Consider the following 13,766-nt stretch of genomic DNA (forward strand, 5'->3'; position numbering starts at 1 on the left):
ATATTGATCCCGCGCCCTCTCCTTCGGTGAGGGCGCAAGATAAGGAATATAACCGTGTCTAAAGAAAAATTTGAACGTTCTAAACCGCACGTTAACGTCGGTACTATCGGCCACGTTGACCACGGTAAAACTACCCTGACCGCTGCTATCACCACCGTTCTGGCTAAAACCTACGGCGGTAGCGCTCGCGCATTCGATCAGATCGATAACGCGCCGGAAGAAAAAGCACGTGGTATCACCATCAACACCTCTCACGTTGAATACGATACCCCGACCCGTCACTACGCTCACGTAGACTGCCCGGGGCACGCCGACTATGTTAAAAACATGATCACCGGTGCGGCTCAGATGGACGGCGCAATCCTGGTTGTTGCTGCGACTGACGGCCCGATGCCGCAGACCCGTGAGCACATCCTGCTGGGTCGCCAGGTAGGCGTTCCGTACATCATCGTGTTCCTGAACAAGTGCGACATGGTTGATGACGAAGAGCTGCTGGAACTGGTTGAGATGGAAGTGCGTGAGCTGCTGTCTCAGTACGACTTCCCGGGCGACGATACCCCGGTAATCCGCGGTTCTGCGCTGAAAGCGCTGGAAGGCGAAGCCGAGTGGGAAGCCAAGATCATCGAACTGGCCGAGACGCTGGACTCCTACATCCCGGAACCTGAGCGTGACATCGACAAGCCGTTCCTGCTGCCGATCGAAGACGTATTCTCTATCTCTGGCCGTGGTACCGTTGTTACCGGTCGTGTAGAGCGCGGTATCATCAAGGTGGGTGACGAAGTTGAAATCGTTGGTATCAAGCCGACTACCAAAACCACCTGTACCGGCGTGGAAATGTTCCGCAAACTGCTGGACGAAGGTCGTGCCGGTGAGAACGTTGGCGTTCTGCTGCGTGGTACCAAGCGTGACGAGATCGAACGTGGTCAGGTACTGGCTAAGCCGGGCTCCATCACTCCGCACACCAAGTTCGAATCCGAAGTGTATATCCTGAGCAAGGATGAAGGCGGCCGTCATACTCCGTTCTTCAAAGGCTACCGTCCGCAGTTCTACTTCCGTACTACTGACGTAACGGGCACCATCGAACTGCCGGAAGGCGTAGAGATGGTAATGCCGGGCGACAACATCAAGATGGTTGTTACCCTGATCCACCCGATCGCCATGGACGATGGTCTGCGCTTCGCAATCCGCGAAGGTGGCCGTACCGTTGGTGCGGGCGTTGTTGCTAAAGTTATCGAGTAATCGATAGCCAGCAATAACACCAGAAAGAGGGCGCTACGGCGCCCTTTTTCACGGCGTTTTGTCGCCTGTCGCTGGTTATTTTGCATCCGGCCTTGCTTCCTGGCCAGATCTAAGTATAATGCGCGGGCTGCCTAATATTGGCAGCCTGATTTCGATCAGCGGCGGCGCGTTCCGCCAAACAATACTCCCGATATGGGGGTTATGAAATGAACGATTACACTCCCCCGTCAATCGAAATGGGTGCGAGGAGTAATTTTCTACGTTTATAAAATAATTGGAGCTCTGGTCTCATGCAGAACCAAAGAATCCGTATCCGCCTGAAAGCATTTGATCATCGTCTGATCGATCAATCAACCGCGGAAATCGTCGAGACTGCCAAGCGCACTGGTGCGCAGGTTCGTGGTCCGATCCCGCTGCCGACCCGCAAAGAGCGCTTTACCGTTCTGATCTCTCCGCACGTTAACAAAGACGCGCGCGATCAGTACGAAATCCGCACTCACAAGCGTCTGGTTGACATCGTTGAGCCAACCGAGAAAACCGTTGATGCTCTGATGCGTCTGGATCTGGCTGCCGGTGTAGACGTGCAGATCAGCCTGGGTTAATCAGGACATTGAGCGATTGAGAGGTTGAAACAATGATTGGTTTAGTCGGGAAAAAAGTGGGTATGACCCGCATCTTCACTGAAGATGGCGTTTCTATCCCTGTAACCGTTATCGAAATCGAAGCAAACCGCGTTACTCAGGTCAAAGATCTGGACAACGACGGCTACCGCGCCATCCAGGTTACCACTGGTAGCAAAAAAGCTAACCGTGTAACCAAACCGGAAGCGGGTCACTTCGCGAAAGCTGGCGTTGAAGCCGGCCGCGTTCTGCGTGAATTCCGTCTGTCTGAAGGTGAAGAGTTCACCATCGGTCAGAACATCTCCGTAGAAATCTTCGCTGACGTTAAAAAAGTAGACGTTACCGGTATCTCCAAAGGTAAAGGTTTCGCCGGCACCGTTAAGCGCTGGAACTTCCGTACCCAGGACGCTACTCACGGTAACTCCCTGTCTCACCGCGTACCGGGTTCTATCGGTCAGAACCAGACTCCGGGCAAAGTGTTCAAGGGTAAGAAAATGGCAGGTCAGCTGGGTAACGAGCGTGTAACCGTTCAGAGCCTGGACGTAGTACGTGTTGACGCTGAGCGCAACCTGCTGCTGGTTAAAGGTGCAGTCCCGGGTGCTACCGGTGGCGACCTGATCGTTAAACCAGCTGTGAAGGCGTGAGGAGATAGCAATGGAATTAGTATTGAAAGACGCGCAAAGCGCGCTGACTGTTTCCGAAACTACCTTCGGTCGTGATTTCAACGAAGCGCTGGTTCACCAGGTTGTTGTGGCTTATGCAGCCGGTGCCCGTCAGGGTACTCGTGCTCAGAAGACCCGTGCTGAAGTTACTGGCTCCGGTAAAAAACCGTGGCGCCAGAAAGGCACCGGCCGTGCGCGTTCTGGCTCTATCAAGAGCCCGATCTGGCGCTCTGGTGGCGTGACCTTCGCTGCTCGTCCGCAGGACCACAGTCAAAAAGTTAACAAAAAGATGTACCGCGGCGCGCTGAAAAGCATCCTGTCCGAACTGGTACGTCAAGATCGTCTGATCGTCGTCGAGAAGTTCTCTGTTGAAGCGCCGAAAACCAAGCTGCTGGCACAGAAACTGAAAGACATGGCGCTGGACGATGTGCTGATTGTAACCAGCGAAGTCGACGAGAACCTGTTCCTGGCCGCTCGCAACCTGTTCAAGGTTGACGTACGCGACGTAGCAGGCATCGACCCGGTTAGCCTGATCGCCTTCGACAAAGTGGTTATGACTGCTGATGCTGTTAAGCAAGTTGAGGAGATGCTGGCATGATCCGTGAAGAACGTCTGCTGAAAGTACTGCGCGCGCCGCACGTTTCTGAAAAAGCGTCTATGGCGATGGAAAAGAACAACACCATCGTTCTCAAAGTTGCTACAGATGCAACCAAAGCAGAAATCAAAGCCGCAGTTAAGAAACTGTTCGAAGTTGAAGTTGACACCGTTCGCACCCTGGTTGTTAAAGGGAAAGTGAAGCGTCACGGTCAGCGTATCGGTCGTCGTAGCGACTGGAAAAAAGCTTACGTCACCCTGAAAGAAGGCCAGAATCTGGACTTCATCGGCGGCGCAGAGTAAGTCGGAGGAGTAGCGAACAATGGCAATTGTTAAATGTAAACCGACATCTCCGGGTCGTCGCCACGTTGTTAAAGTGGTTAACCCTGAGCTGCACAAGGGCAAACCGTTCGCCCCGCTGCTGGAGAAAAACAGCAAGACCGGTGGTCGTAACAACAACGGCCGCATCACCACCCGTCACATCGGTGGTGGTCACAAGCAGCAGTATCGTCTGATTGACTTCAAACGCAATAAAGACGGTATCCCGGCTGTTGTCGAGCGTCTGGAGTACGATCCGAACCGTTCCGCGAACATCGCGCTGGTTCTGTACAAAGACGGCGAACGCCGTTACATCCTGGCGGCGAAAGGCCTGAAAGCTGGCGATCAGATTCAGTCTGGCGTCGACGCTGCGATCAAAGCGGGTAACACCCTGCCGATGCGCAATATCCCGGTTGGTTCTACCGTTCATAACGTAGAAATGAAGCCGGGCAAAGGCGGCCAGCTGGCGCGTTCCGCTGGTGCTTACGTTCAGATCGTTGCACGCGATGGTGCCTATGTCACCCTGCGTCTGCGCTCTGGCGAAATGCGTAAAATCCCGGCTGACTGCCGCGCCACGCTGGGCGAAGTCGGTAACGCTGAGCATATGCTGCGCGTTCTGGGTAAAGCAGGTGCTGCACGCTGGCGTGGTGTTCGTCCGACCGTTCGCGGTACTGCGATGAACCCGGTAGACCACCCGCACGGTGGTGGTGAAGGTCGTAACTTTGGTAAGCACCCGGTAACCCCGTGGGGCGTTCAGACCAAAGGTAAGAAGACCCGCAGCAATAAGCGTACTGATAAATTCATCGTACGTCGCCGTAGTAAAAAATAATTAGAGGATAAACCATGCCACGTTCTCTCAAGAAAGGTCCTTTTATTGACCTGCACTTGCTGAAGAAGGTAGAGAAAGCGGTGGAAAGCGGAGACAAAAAGCCACTTAAGACTTGGTCCCGTCGTTCAACGGTCTTTCCAAACATGATCGGTTTGACCATCGCTGTCCATAATGGTCGTCAGCACGTTCCGGTATTTGTCGTCGATGAAATGGTCGGCCACAAACTGGGTGAATTCGCGCCGACTCGTACTTATCGCGGCCATGCGGCTGATAAAAAAGCCAAAAAGAAATAAGGTAGGAGGAAGAGATGGAAACTATTGCTAAGCATTGCCATGCTCGCTCTTCTGCTCAGAAGGTTCGCCTGGTGGCTGACCTGATCCGCGGTAAGAAAGTGTCACAGGCTCTGGAAGTTCTGACCTACACCAACAAGAAAGCGGCTGTACTGGTCAAAAAGGTTCTGGAATCTGCCATTGCTAACGCAGAACACAACGATGGCGCTGACATCGATGATCTGAAAGTATCCAAGATCTTCGTCGACGAAGGCCCGACCATGAAGCGCATCATGCCGCGTGCAAAAGGTCGCGCTGATCGTATCCTGAAGCGCACCAGCCACATTACTGTGGTTGTGTCCGATCGCTGAGACTCTGGAGACTAGCAATGGGTCAGAAAGTACATCCTAATGGTATTCGCCTGGGTATTGTGAAGCCTTGGAACTCTACCTGGTATGCGAATACTAAAGAATTCGCTGACAACCTGGACAGCGACTTTAAAGTTCGTCAGTTCCTGAACAAAGAGCTGGAAAAAGCGTCCGTTTCTCGCATCGTTATCGAGCGTCCGGCGAAGAGCATCCGTGTGACCATTCACACCGCTCGCCCGGGTATCGTTATCGGTAAGAAAGGCGAAGACGTAGAAAAACTGCGCAAGGGCGTTGCAGAGATTGCAGGCGTACCGGCACAGATCAACATCGCCGAAGTGCGTAAACCGGAACTGGACGCCAAACTGGTGGCTGACAGCATCACTTCACAGCTGGAACGTCGCGTTATGTTCCGTCGTGCTATGAAGCGTGCTGTACAGAACGCTATGCGTCTGGGCGCTAAAGGTATCAAAGTTGAAGTCAGCGGCCGCCTGGGCGGTGCTGAGATCGCGCGTACCGAATGGTACCGTGAAGGTCGTGTTCCGCTGCACACGCTGCGTGCGGACATCGACTACAACACCTCTGAAGCGCACACCACCTATGGTGTAATCGGCGTTAAGGTATGGATCTTCAAAGGTGAGATCCTGGGTGGTATGGCTGCTGTTGAACAACCGGAAAAACCGGCTGCTCAGCCTAAGAAGCAGCAGCGTAAAGGCCGCAAGTAAGGAGAGTCGCTGATGTTACAACCTAAGCGTACAAAATTCCGTAAAGTGCATAAAGGCCGTAACCGCGGTCTGGCGCAGGGTACGGATGTTAGCTTCGGCACTTTCGGTCTGAAAGCTGTTGGCCGTGGCCGTTTGACTGCCCGCCAAATCGAAGCAGCACGTCGTGCTATGACCCGTGCTGTTAAGCGTCAGGGTAAAATCTGGATCCGCGTGTTCCCGGACAAGCCGATCACGGAAAAACCGCTGGCCGTTCGTATGGGTAAAGGTAAAGGTAACGTTGAGTACTGGGTAGCCCTGATTCAGCCGGGTAAAGTCCTGTACGAAATGGACGGTGTGCCTGAAGAGCTGGCCCGTGAGGCCTTCAAACTGGCAGCAGCGAAACTGCCTATCAAAACCACCTTTGTAACTAAGACGGTGATGTAATGAAAGCAAACGAGCTGCGTGAGAAGAGTGTTGAAGAGCTGAACACCGAGCTGCTGAATCTGCTGCGCGAAGAGTTTAATCTGCGCATGCAGGCGGCGGGCGGCCAGCTGCAACAGTCTCACCTGTTGAAGCAAGTGCGTCGTAATATCGCACGTGTTAAGACTTTACTGAACGAGAAGGCGGGTGCGTAATGACCGATAAAATCCGTACTCTGCAAGGTCGCGTAGTTAGCAACAAAATGGAGAAATCCATGGTTGTTGCTATCGAGCGCATGGTGAAGCACCCGATCTACGGTAAATTCATCAAACGTACGACCAAACTGCACGTACATGACGAGAACAACGAATGCGGTATCGGTGACGTGGTTGAAATCCGCGAATGCCGCCCGCTGTCCAAGACCAAATCCTGGACGCTGGTTCGCGTTGTAGAGAAAGCGGTACTGTAATACAGTACACTCTCTCAGCAATGATAAACGGCTCAGATTTTGAGCCGTTTATTTTTTCTACCCATATTCTGGAAGCAGTGTTATAATGCTGCGCCCTCAATTATGGGGATTTTTAACGGCCCACACTGGGTCTCGAAGTAGTAGTTGACATTAGCGGAGCACTGAAATGATCCAAGAACAGACTATGCTGAACGTCGCCGATAACTCCGGCGCGCGTCGCGTAATGTGTATCAAGGTTCTGGGTGGCTCGCACCGTCGCTACGCAGGCATCGGCGATATCATCAAGATCACCATCAAGGAAGCAATTCCGCGTGGTAAGGTCAAAAAAGGTGATGTGCTGAAGGCGGTAGTGGTGCGCACCAAGAAGGGTGTACGTCGCCCTGACGGATCTGTCGTTCGCTTTGACGGCAATGCTTGTGTACTGTTGAACAACAACAGTGAGCAGCCGATCGGTACGCGTATTTTTGGGCCGGTGACACGTGAACTGCGTTCTGAAAAGTTCATGAAAATCATCTCTCTGGCACCAGAAGTACTCTAAGGAGCGAATCCATGGCAGCGAAAATCCGTCGTGATGACGAAGTAATCGTGCTGACCGGCAAAGACAAAGGTAAGCGCGGTAAAGTAAAAAACGTCCTGTCTTCTGGTAAAGTTGTCGTTGAAGGCATCAACCTGGTTAAGAAACATCAGAAGCCGGTTCCGGCCCTGAACCAACCGGGTGGCATCGTTGAAAAAGAAGCCGCTATTCAGGTTTCCAACGTTGCAATCTTCAATGCGGCGACCGGTAAAGCGGACCGTGTAGGCTTTCGGTTTGAAGACGGCAAAAAAGTCCGTTTCTTCAAGTCCAATGGCGAAACTATCAAGTAATTTGGAGTAGTACGATGGCGAAACTGCATGATTACTACAAAGACGAAGTAGTTAAAAAGCTCATGACTGAGTTTAACTACAATTCTGTCATGCAAGTCCCTCGGGTCGAGAAGATCACCCTGAACATGGGTGTTGGTGAAGCGATCGCTGACAAGAAACTGCTGGATAACGCAGCAGCTGACCTGGCAGCAATCTCCGGTCAAAAACCGCTGATCACCAAAGCACGCAAATCAGTTGCAGGCTTCAAAATCCGTCAGGGCTATCCGATCGGCTGTAAAGTAACTCTGCGTGGCGAACGCATGTGGGAGTTCTTTGAGCGTCTGATCTCTATTGCTGTACCGCGTATCCGTGACTTCCGTGGCCTGTCCGCGAAGTCTTTCGACGGCCGTGGTAACTACAGCATGGGCGTACGTGAGCAGATTATCTTCCCAGAAATCGACTATGACAAAGTCGATCGCGTTCGTGGTTTGGACATCACCATTACCACTACTGCGAAATCTGACGAAGAAGGCCGTGCGCTGCTGACTGCTTTTAACTTCCCGTTCCGCAAGTAAGGTAGGGTTACTAATGGCTAAGCAATCCATGAAAGCACGCGAAGTCAAGCGCGTGAAATTAGCTGATAAGTTCTTTGCCAAACGCGTTGAACTGAAAGCGATCATCTCTGATGTCAACGTATCCGACGAAGATCGTTGGAATGCGGTACTTAAGCTGCAGACTCTGCCGCGTGATTCCAGCCCAAGCCGTCAGCGTAATCGCTGCCGCCAAACTGGCCGTCCGCACGCTTTCCTGCGTAAGTTCGGGTTGAGCCGTATCAAGGTCCGTGAAGCCGCTATGCGCGGTGAAATTCCGGGTCTGAAAAAGGCTAGCTGGTAATTGTCACCAATTGAATCACGGGAGTAAAGACAGATGAGCATGCAAGATCCGATCGCGGATATGCTGACCCGTATCCGTAACGGTCAGGCCGCGAACAAAGTTGCGGTCACCATGCCTTCCTCCAAGCTGAAAGTGGCAATTGCCAACGTGCTGAAGGAAGAAGGTTTTATTGAAGATTTCAAAATCGAAGGCGACGCCAAGCCTGTTCTGGAACTGGTACTGAAGTACTTCCAGGGCAAGCCGGTAGTAGAAAGCATTCAGCGTATCAGCCGCCCTGGTCTGCGCATCTATAAGAAAAAAGATGAGCTGCCGAAAGTTATGGCCGGTCTGGGTATCGCAGTTGTTTCTACCTCTAAAGGTGTCATGACTGATCGTGCTGCCCGCCAAGCTGGCCTGGGTGGCGAGATTATCTGCTACGTAGCGTAATCGGAGGAAAGAATGTCTCGTGTTGCAAAAGCACCCGTCGTCATTCCTGCCGGCGTAGAGGTAAAACTCAACGGTCAGGTTATTTCGATCAAGGGTAAAAACGGCGAGCTGACTCGTACTATCAACGACGCTGTTGAAATTAAGCATGCTGATAACGCACTGACCTTTGGTCCGCGCGACGGCTTCGTGGACGGCTGGGCCCAGGCGGGTACCGCGCGTGCACTGCTGAACTCAATGGTTATCGGTGTTACCGAAGGCTTCACTAAGAAGCTGCAGCTGGTAGGTGTTGGTTATCGTGCAGCAGTTAAAGGCAACGTGGTGAATCTGGCCCTGGGCTTCTCTCACCCTGTTGACCATGAGCTGCCGGCAGGCATCACTGCTGAATGTCCGTCTCAGACTGAAATCGTGCTGAAAGGCGCTGATAAGCAGCTGATCGGTCAGGTTGCAGCGGATCTGCGCGCTTACCGTCGTCCTGAGCCGTACAAAGGCAAAGGTGTCCGTTACGCCGACGAAGTCGTGCGTACCAAAGAGGCTAAGAAGAAGTAAGGTAACACTATGGATAAGAAATCTGCTCGTATCCGTCGTGCGACCCGCGCACGCCGCAAGCTCAAAGAGCTGGGTGCAACTCGCCTGGTGGTACATCGTACCCCGCGTCACATCTACGCACAGGTTATTGCCCCGAATGGTTCTGAAGTCCTGGTTGCCGCTTCTACCGTAGAAAAAGCAATCAGTGAACAACTGAAATACACTGGGAACAAAGAAGCCGCAGCAGCTGTAGGTAAAGCTATCGCTGAACGCGCGCTGGAAAAAGGCGTCAAGGACGTGTCCTTCGACCGCTCTGGTTTCCAATATCATGGTCGTGTCCAGGCACTGGCAGATGCTGCCCGTGAAGCTGGCCTTCAGTTCTAAGGTAGAGGTGTAAGATGTCGCACATCGAAAAACAAGCTGGCGAACTGCAGGAAAAGCTGATCGCGGTAAATCGCGTATCTAAGACTGTTAAAGGTGGCCGTATTTTTAGCTTCACCGCACTGACTGTAGTGGGTGATGGCAACGGTCGCGTCGGTTTTGGCTACGGCAAAGCCCGTGAAGTTCCGGCAGCGATCCAGAAAGCGATGGAGAAAGCCCGTCGTAACATGATCAACGTCGCGCTGAACAGCGGCACCCTGCAGCACCCGGTTAAGGGCGCTCACACGGGTTCTCGTGTGTTCATGCAGCCGGCTTCTGAAGGTACCGGTATCATCGCCGGTGGTGCAATGCGCGCCGTCCTGGAAGTCGCTGGAGTTCGTAACGTTCTGGCTAAAGCATATGGTTCCACCAACCCGATTAACGTGGTTCGTGCAACTATCGACGGTCTGGAAAGTATGAAATCTCCGGAAATGGTCGCTGCCAAGCGTGGTAAATCCGTTGAAGAAATTCTGGGGTAATAGACCATGGCAAAGACTATCAAAATTACTCAAACCCGCAGTGCGATCGGCCGTCTGCCGAAACATAAGGCAACGCTGCTTGGCCTGGGTCTGCGTCGCATCGGTCACACCGTAGAGCGTGAGGATACTCCTGCCGTTCGTGGTATGATCAACGCGGTTTCCTACATGGTTAAAGTTGAGGAGTAACAGATGCGTTTGAATACTCTGTCTCCGGCCGAAGGCTCCAAGCACGCTTCCAAGCGTCTGGGTCGTGGTATCGGTTCTGGCCTGGGTAAAACCGGCGGTCGTGGTCACAAAGGTCAGAAGTCTCGTTCTGGCGGTGGCGTACGTCGCGGTTTCGAAGGTGGCCAGATGCCGCTGTACCGTCGTCTGCCGAAGTTTGGCTTCACCTCGCGTAAAGCGATGGTGACGGCTGAAATTCGTCTGTCTGAGATCGCGCTGATCGAAGGCGACGTTATCGACCTGAACGTGCTGAAAGCGGCTAACGTTATTGGCCCGCAGATCGAATTCGCCAAAGTTATGCTGTCTGGTGAAATCAATCGTGCAGTAACCCTGCGCGGTCTGCGTGTGTCCAAAGGCGCACGTGCTGCGATTGAAGCTGCTGGCGGTAAAATCGAGGAATAAGTAGCAGATGGCTAAACAACCGGGATTAGATTTTCAAAGTGCCAAGGGTGGACTGGGCGAGCTCAAGCGCAGACTGTTGTTTGTTATTGGGGCGCTGATTGTTTTCCGTATTGGCTCTTTTATTCCGATCCCTGGTATTGATGCCGCTGTACTTGCCAAACTGCTCGAGCAACAGCAGGGCACCATCATCGACATGTTTAACATGTTCTCCGGTGGTGCTCTGAGCCGTGCTTCTATCTTTGCTCTGGGGATCATGCCGTATATTTCGGCGTCGATCATTATCCAGCTGCTGACGGTGGTTCACCCCACCCTGGCGGAAATAAAGAAAGAAGGGGAGGCTGGCCGTCGCAAGATTAGCCAGTACACCCGCTACGGTACGTTGGTACTGGCCATATTCCAGTCGATCGGTATCGCTACCGGTTTGCCGAATATGCCTGGAATGCAGGGCCTGGTGATTAATCCGGGCTTTGCTTTCTACTTCACTGCGGTTGTGAGCCTGGTTACCGGGACGATGTTCCTGATGTGGCTGGGCGAACAGATCACTGAGCGTGGTATCGGTAACGGTATCTCGATCATTATCTTCGCAGGGATTGTGGCGGGGCTTCCGCCGGCGATTGGCCATACTATCGAGCAAGCGCGGCAGGGCGACCTGCACTTCCTTCTGTTGCTGTTGGTTGCAGTGTTAGTATTCGCAGTAACCTTCTTCGTTGTTTTCGTGGAGCGTGGTCAGCGTCGTATCGTCGTTAACTATGCCAAGCGTCAGCAAGGTCGTCGTGTTTACGCAGCACAGAGCACACATTTGCCGTTGAAAGTGAATATGGCAGGGGTTATCCCGGCAATCTTCGCTTCCAGCATCATTCTGTTCCCGGCCACGATCGCATCTTGGTTTGGGGGCGGTACAGGTTGGAACTGGCTGACTACAATTTCGCTGTATTTGCAGCCTGGGCAACCGCTTTATGTGTTACTCTATGCGTCTGCAATCATCTTCTTCTGTTTCTTCTACACGGCGTTGGTTTTCAACCCGCGTGAAACAGCGGATAACCTGAAGAAGTCCGGTGCATTTGTACCAGGAATTCGTCCGGGAGAGCAAACGGCGAAGTACATCGATAAGGTAATGACCCGTCTGACTCTGGTTGGTGCGCTGTACATTACATTTATCTGCCTGATCCCGGAGTTCATGCGTGATGCGATGAAAGTACCATTCTATTTCGGTGGTACCTCACTACTCATCGTAGTAGTCGTCATCATGGACTTTATGGCTCAAGTGCAAACTCTGATGATGTCCAGTCAGTACGAGTCTGCATTGAAGAAAGCGAACCTGAAAGGCTATAACCGCTAATCCAGGTGAGTTTGAGAAGTTACGGAGAGTAAAATGAAAGTTCGTGCTTCCGTCAAGAAATTATGCCGTAACTGCAAAATCGTTAAGCGCAACGGTGTTGTGCGTGTGATTTGCAGCGTAGAACCGAAGCATAAGCAGCGTCAAGGCTGATTATCTCGCATATTTTTCTTGCAAAGTTGGGTTGAGCTGGCTAGATTAGCCAGCCAATCTTTTGTTTGTTGCAACGGCGCCATTTGAGTATCCTGAAAACGGGCTTTTCAGAGTGGTGCCGTCGTATATTAATCTAGGAGTGCATAGTGGCCCGTATAGCAGGCATTAACATTCCTGATCAAAAGCATACCGTGATCGCGCTGACCGCGATCTTCGGCATCGGCAAAACCCGTTCACAGGCTATCTGCGCCGCTGCGGGCATTGCTGAAAATGTTAAGATCAGTGAGCTGTCTGAAGAGCAAATCGAAACGCTGCGTGACGAAGTCGCCAAATACACCGTAGAAGGCGATCTGCGTCGTGAAGTTACCCTGAGCATCAAGCGTCTGATGGACATTGGTTGCTATCGTGGTTTGCGTCATCGTCGTGGTCTGCCGGTTCGCGGTCAGCGTACTAAGACCAACGCACGTACCCGCAAGGGTCCGCGTAAACCGATCAAGAAATAGTCGGGGTGATTGAACAATGGCAAAAGCACCAATTCGTGCACGTAAGCGCGTAAGAAAGCAAGTATCTGACGGTGTGGCTCACATCCATGCTTCTTTCAACAACACCATCGTTACCATTACTGATCGTCAGGGTAACGCACTGGGTTGGGCAACAGCCGGTGGTTCCGGTTTCCGTGGTTCTCGTAAATCCACTCCGTTTGCCGCTCAGGTTGCAGCAGAGCGCTGCGCTGAAGCTGTAAAAGAGTACGGTATCAAGAATCTGGAAGTTATGGTTAAAGGACCGGGTCCGGGTCGCGAATCTACCATCCGCGCACTGAACGCGGCCGGTTTCCGCATCACGAACATCACTGATGTGACTCCGATCCCTCATAACGGTTGTCGTCCGCCGAAGAAACGTCGCGTATAACGTCGTTTCTCGGATAGTTGGAGAAAGAAAATGGCAAGATATTTGGGTCCTAAGCTCAAGCTGAGCCGTCGTGAGGGCACCGACCTGTTCCTGAAGTCAGGTGTTCGCGCGATCGATTCCAAGTGTAAAATTGAACAGGCACCTGGCCAGCACGGTGCGCGCAAGCCGCGTCTGTCTGACTATGGTGTTCAGTTGCGTGAGAAGCAAAAAGTTCGTCGTATCTACGGCGTTCTGGAGCGTCAGTTCCGTAACTACTACAAAGAAGCAGCACGTCTGAAAGGCAACACCGGTGAAAACCTGTTGGCTCTGCTGGAAGGTCGTCTGGACAACGTTGTTTACCGCATGGGCTTTGGCGCTACCCGCGCAGAAGCACGTCAGCTGGTTAGCCACAAGGCTATCGTAGTAAACGGTCGCGTTGTTAACATCGCTTCTTATCAGGTATCTCCGAATGACGTAGTCAGCGTCCGTGAGAAAGCGAAGAAGCAGTCTCGCGTTAAAGCCGCTCTGGAGCTGGCTGAGCAGCGTGAAAAGCCGACTTGGCTGGAAGTTGATGCTGCTAAAATGGAAGGTGTGTTCAAGCGTCAGCCTGAACGTTCCGACCTGTCTGCGGACATTAACGAACACCTGATCGTCGAGCTTTACTCCAAGTAAAGCTTAGTACCAAAGAG

The 13,766-nt window shown here is 52.5% G+C and carries 27 protein-coding genes; all 27 read left to right on the forward strand.

Annotation, left to right across the window (positions count from 1 at the left end; genetic code table 11):
• Positions 1–54 precede the first annotated feature (54 nt).
• The 27 genes from tuf to rpsD all read left to right on the forward strand — a co-directional run bounded on the left by tuf (position 55) and on the right by rpsD (position 13,749).
• Entirely contained in the window at positions 55–1,239 is a 1,185-nt protein-coding gene (gene tuf / locus QY76_RS04305; RefSeq protein WP_038631315.1) for an elongation factor Tu, read from the forward strand.
• Positions 1,240–1,529: 290 nt separating this feature from the next.
• Positions 1,530–1,841 (forward strand): 30S ribosomal protein S10, encoded by a 312-nt coding sequence (gene rpsJ, locus QY76_RS04310; protein ID WP_001181005.1) that lies wholly within the window; start codon positions 1,530–1,532, stop codon positions 1,839–1,841.
• 32 nt (positions 1,842–1,873) lie between these two features.
• Complete coding sequence (gene rplC / locus QY76_RS04315; protein WP_015872767.1) at positions 1,874–2,503, forward strand: 50S ribosomal protein L3; 630 nt, start codon at positions 1,874–1,876, stop codon at positions 2,501–2,503.
• Positions 2,504–2,513: 10 nt separating this feature from the next.
• Positions 2,514–3,119: a 50S ribosomal protein L4 gene (gene rplD / locus QY76_RS04320; protein WP_012850030.1), complete on the forward strand. Its 606-nt coding sequence runs from the start codon at positions 2,514–2,516 to the stop codon at positions 3,117–3,119.
• Entirely contained in the window at positions 3,116–3,418 is a 303-nt protein-coding gene (gene rplW / locus QY76_RS04325) for a 50S ribosomal protein L23 (RefSeq protein WP_005290397.1), read from the forward strand. The genes rplD and rplW overlap by 4 nt, the downstream gene beginning before the upstream one ends.
• Positions 3,419–3,437: 19 nt before the next feature.
• A complete protein-coding gene (gene rplB / locus QY76_RS04330) occupies positions 3,438–4,262 on the forward strand; it encodes a 50S ribosomal protein L2 (protein ID WP_012850029.1) in 825 nt (274 codons plus the stop codon).
• A gap of 14 nt (positions 4,263–4,276) precedes the next feature.
• On the forward strand, positions 4,277–4,555 hold the full coding sequence (gene rpsS, locus QY76_RS04335; protein ID WP_005290393.1) for a 30S ribosomal protein S19: 279 nt from the start codon (positions 4,277–4,279) through the stop codon (positions 4,553–4,555).
• A gap of 14 nt (positions 4,556–4,569) precedes the next feature.
• Entirely contained in the window at positions 4,570–4,902 is a 333-nt protein-coding gene (gene rplV / locus QY76_RS04340; RefSeq protein WP_012850028.1) for a 50S ribosomal protein L22, read from the forward strand.
• Between the two features lie 17 nt (positions 4,903–4,919).
• Positions 4,920–5,621 carry a 30S ribosomal protein S3 gene (gene rpsC, locus QY76_RS04345; protein WP_005290389.1) on the forward strand — a complete coding sequence of 234 codons (702 nt, stop codon included), beginning with the start codon at positions 4,920–4,922 and terminating at the stop codon, positions 5,619–5,621.
• A 12-nt stretch (positions 5,622–5,633) separates the two neighbouring features.
• The gene (gene rplP / locus QY76_RS04350; protein ID WP_005290387.1) at positions 5,634–6,044 is read left to right on the forward strand and encodes a 50S ribosomal protein L16; all 411 of its coding nucleotides are present in this window, start codon (positions 5,634–5,636) and stop codon (positions 6,042–6,044) included.
• Complete coding sequence (rpmC, locus tag QY76_RS04355) at positions 6,044–6,235, forward strand: 50S ribosomal protein L29 (RefSeq protein WP_005290385.1); 192 nt, start codon at positions 6,044–6,046, stop codon at positions 6,233–6,235. Before rplP ends, rpmC begins: the two co-directional genes overlap by 1 nt.
• Positions 6,235–6,489 (forward strand): 30S ribosomal protein S17, encoded by a 255-nt coding sequence (gene rpsQ, locus QY76_RS04360; protein ID WP_012850026.1) that lies wholly within the window; start codon positions 6,235–6,237, stop codon positions 6,487–6,489. The genes rpmC and rpsQ overlap by 1 nt, the downstream gene beginning before the upstream one ends.
• Positions 6,490–6,655: 166 nt before the next feature.
• A complete protein-coding gene (rplN, locus tag QY76_RS04365; protein ID WP_005290380.1) occupies positions 6,656–7,027 on the forward strand; it encodes a 50S ribosomal protein L14 in 372 nt (123 codons plus the stop codon).
• A gap of 11 nt (positions 7,028–7,038) precedes the next feature.
• Positions 7,039–7,353: a 50S ribosomal protein L24 gene (gene rplX / locus QY76_RS04370; protein ID WP_005290378.1), complete on the forward strand. Its 315-nt coding sequence runs from the start codon at positions 7,039–7,041 to the stop codon at positions 7,351–7,353.
• A gap of 14 nt (positions 7,354–7,367) precedes the next feature.
• On the forward strand, positions 7,368–7,907 hold the full coding sequence (rplE, locus tag QY76_RS04375; protein WP_005290377.1) for a 50S ribosomal protein L5: 540 nt from the start codon (positions 7,368–7,370) through the stop codon (positions 7,905–7,907).
• 13 nt (positions 7,908–7,920) lie between these two features.
• Positions 7,921–8,226: a 30S ribosomal protein S14 gene (gene rpsN / locus QY76_RS04380; RefSeq protein ID WP_015872764.1), complete on the forward strand. Its 306-nt coding sequence runs from the start codon at positions 7,921–7,923 to the stop codon at positions 8,224–8,226.
• A 33-nt stretch (positions 8,227–8,259) separates the two neighbouring features.
• Positions 8,260–8,652, forward strand: coding sequence for a 30S ribosomal protein S8 (gene rpsH, locus QY76_RS04385; protein ID WP_005290373.1), 393 nt, complete (start codon positions 8,260–8,262; stop codon positions 8,650–8,652).
• Between the two features lie 12 nt (positions 8,653–8,664).
• Positions 8,665–9,198: a 50S ribosomal protein L6 gene (rplF, locus tag QY76_RS04390; protein ID WP_012850021.1), complete on the forward strand. Its 534-nt coding sequence runs from the start codon at positions 8,665–8,667 to the stop codon at positions 9,196–9,198.
• Positions 9,199–9,207: 9 nt separating this feature from the next.
• Positions 9,208–9,561 (forward strand): 50S ribosomal protein L18, encoded by a 354-nt coding sequence (rplR, locus tag QY76_RS04395; RefSeq protein ID WP_012850020.1) that lies wholly within the window; start codon positions 9,208–9,210, stop codon positions 9,559–9,561.
• Positions 9,562–9,575: 14 nt separating this feature from the next.
• Positions 9,576–10,076 (forward strand): 30S ribosomal protein S5, encoded by a 501-nt coding sequence (gene rpsE / locus QY76_RS04400; RefSeq protein WP_005290366.1) that lies wholly within the window; start codon positions 9,576–9,578, stop codon positions 10,074–10,076.
• Positions 10,077–10,082: 6 nt separating this feature from the next.
• Positions 10,083–10,262 carry a 50S ribosomal protein L30 gene (rpmD, locus tag QY76_RS04405; RefSeq protein WP_005290362.1) on the forward strand — a complete coding sequence of 60 codons (180 nt, stop codon included), beginning with the start codon at positions 10,083–10,085 and terminating at the stop codon, positions 10,260–10,262.
• Positions 10,263–10,265: 3 nt separating this feature from the next.
• Positions 10,266–10,700: a 50S ribosomal protein L15 gene (gene rplO / locus QY76_RS04410; protein ID WP_005290360.1), complete on the forward strand. Its 435-nt coding sequence runs from the start codon at positions 10,266–10,268 to the stop codon at positions 10,698–10,700.
• 7 nt (positions 10,701–10,707) lie between these two features.
• Positions 10,708–12,039 carry a preprotein translocase subunit SecY gene (gene secY / locus QY76_RS04415; protein ID WP_005290357.1) on the forward strand — a complete coding sequence of 444 codons (1,332 nt, stop codon included), beginning with the start codon at positions 10,708–10,710 and terminating at the stop codon, positions 12,037–12,039.
• A 33-nt stretch (positions 12,040–12,072) separates the two neighbouring features.
• Entirely contained in the window at positions 12,073–12,189 is a 117-nt protein-coding gene (gene rpmJ / locus QY76_RS17590) for a 50S ribosomal protein L36 (protein ID WP_008815462.1), read from the forward strand.
• 146 nt (positions 12,190–12,335) lie between these two features.
• Positions 12,336–12,692: a 30S ribosomal protein S13 gene (rpsM, locus tag QY76_RS04420; RefSeq protein ID WP_012850017.1), complete on the forward strand. Its 357-nt coding sequence runs from the start codon at positions 12,336–12,338 to the stop codon at positions 12,690–12,692.
• A 16-nt stretch (positions 12,693–12,708) separates the two neighbouring features.
• Positions 12,709–13,098, forward strand: coding sequence for a 30S ribosomal protein S11 (gene rpsK / locus QY76_RS04425; protein WP_002919257.1), 390 nt, complete (start codon positions 12,709–12,711; stop codon positions 13,096–13,098).
• A gap of 30 nt (positions 13,099–13,128) precedes the next feature.
• Complete coding sequence (gene rpsD, locus QY76_RS04430; protein ID WP_005290355.1) at positions 13,129–13,749, forward strand: 30S ribosomal protein S4; 621 nt, start codon at positions 13,129–13,131, stop codon at positions 13,747–13,749.
• The last annotated feature ends 17 nt before the right edge of the window (positions 13,750–13,766 follow it).

The sequence above is a fragment of the Edwardsiella sp. EA181011 genome (assembly GCF_000800725.1).
Lineage (GTDB): Bacteria > Pseudomonadota > Gammaproteobacteria > Enterobacterales > Enterobacteriaceae > Edwardsiella > Edwardsiella anguillarum.

Coding starts and splice junctions, on each gene's coding strand:
- rpsJ (WP_001181005.1), top strand. CDS start 1,530: ATGCAGAACCAAAGAATCCGTATCCGCCTGAAAGCATTTGATCATCGT.
- rplC (WP_015872767.1), top strand. CDS start 1,874: ATGATTGGTTTAGTCGGGAAAAAAGTGGGTATGACCCGCATCTTCACT.
- rplD (WP_012850030.1), top strand. CDS start 2,514: ATGGAATTAGTATTGAAAGACGCGCAAAGCGCGCTGACTGTTTCCGAA.
- rplW (WP_005290397.1), top strand. CDS start 3,116: ATGATCCGTGAAGAACGTCTGCTGAAAGTACTGCGCGCGCCGCACGTT.
- rplB (WP_012850029.1), top strand. CDS start 3,438: ATGGCAATTGTTAAATGTAAACCGACATCTCCGGGTCGTCGCCACGTT.
- rpsS (WP_005290393.1), top strand. CDS start 4,277: ATGCCACGTTCTCTCAAGAAAGGTCCTTTTATTGACCTGCACTTGCTG.
- rplV (WP_012850028.1), top strand. CDS start 4,570: ATGGAAACTATTGCTAAGCATTGCCATGCTCGCTCTTCTGCTCAGAAG.
- rpsC (WP_005290389.1), top strand. CDS start 4,920: ATGGGTCAGAAAGTACATCCTAATGGTATTCGCCTGGGTATTGTGAAG.
- rplP (WP_005290387.1), top strand. CDS start 5,634: ATGTTACAACCTAAGCGTACAAAATTCCGTAAAGTGCATAAAGGCCGT.
- rpmC (WP_005290385.1), top strand. CDS start 6,044: ATGAAAGCAAACGAGCTGCGTGAGAAGAGTGTTGAAGAGCTGAACACC.
- rpsQ (WP_012850026.1), top strand. CDS start 6,235: ATGACCGATAAAATCCGTACTCTGCAAGGTCGCGTAGTTAGCAACAAA.
- rplN (WP_005290380.1), top strand. CDS start 6,656: ATGATCCAAGAACAGACTATGCTGAACGTCGCCGATAACTCCGGCGCG.
- rplX (WP_005290378.1), top strand. CDS start 7,039: ATGGCAGCGAAAATCCGTCGTGATGACGAAGTAATCGTGCTGACCGGC.
- rplE (WP_005290377.1), top strand. CDS start 7,368: ATGGCGAAACTGCATGATTACTACAAAGACGAAGTAGTTAAAAAGCTC.
- rpsN (WP_015872764.1), top strand. CDS start 7,921: ATGGCTAAGCAATCCATGAAAGCACGCGAAGTCAAGCGCGTGAAATTA.
- rpsH (WP_005290373.1), top strand. CDS start 8,260: ATGAGCATGCAAGATCCGATCGCGGATATGCTGACCCGTATCCGTAAC.
- rplF (WP_012850021.1), top strand. CDS start 8,665: ATGTCTCGTGTTGCAAAAGCACCCGTCGTCATTCCTGCCGGCGTAGAG.
- rplR (WP_012850020.1), top strand. CDS start 9,208: ATGGATAAGAAATCTGCTCGTATCCGTCGTGCGACCCGCGCACGCCGC.
- rpsE (WP_005290366.1), top strand. CDS start 9,576: ATGTCGCACATCGAAAAACAAGCTGGCGAACTGCAGGAAAAGCTGATC.
- rpmD (WP_005290362.1), top strand. CDS start 10,083: ATGGCAAAGACTATCAAAATTACTCAAACCCGCAGTGCGATCGGCCGT.
- rplO (WP_005290360.1), top strand. CDS start 10,266: ATGCGTTTGAATACTCTGTCTCCGGCCGAAGGCTCCAAGCACGCTTCC.
- secY (WP_005290357.1), top strand. CDS start 10,708: ATGGCTAAACAACCGGGATTAGATTTTCAAAGTGCCAAGGGTGGACTG.
- rpmJ (WP_008815462.1), top strand. CDS start 12,073: ATGAAAGTTCGTGCTTCCGTCAAGAAATTATGCCGTAACTGCAAAATC.
- rpsK (WP_002919257.1), top strand. CDS start 12,709: ATGGCAAAAGCACCAATTCGTGCACGTAAGCGCGTAAGAAAGCAAGTA.
- rpsD (WP_005290355.1), top strand. CDS start 13,129: ATGGCAAGATATTTGGGTCCTAAGCTCAAGCTGAGCCGTCGTGAGGGC.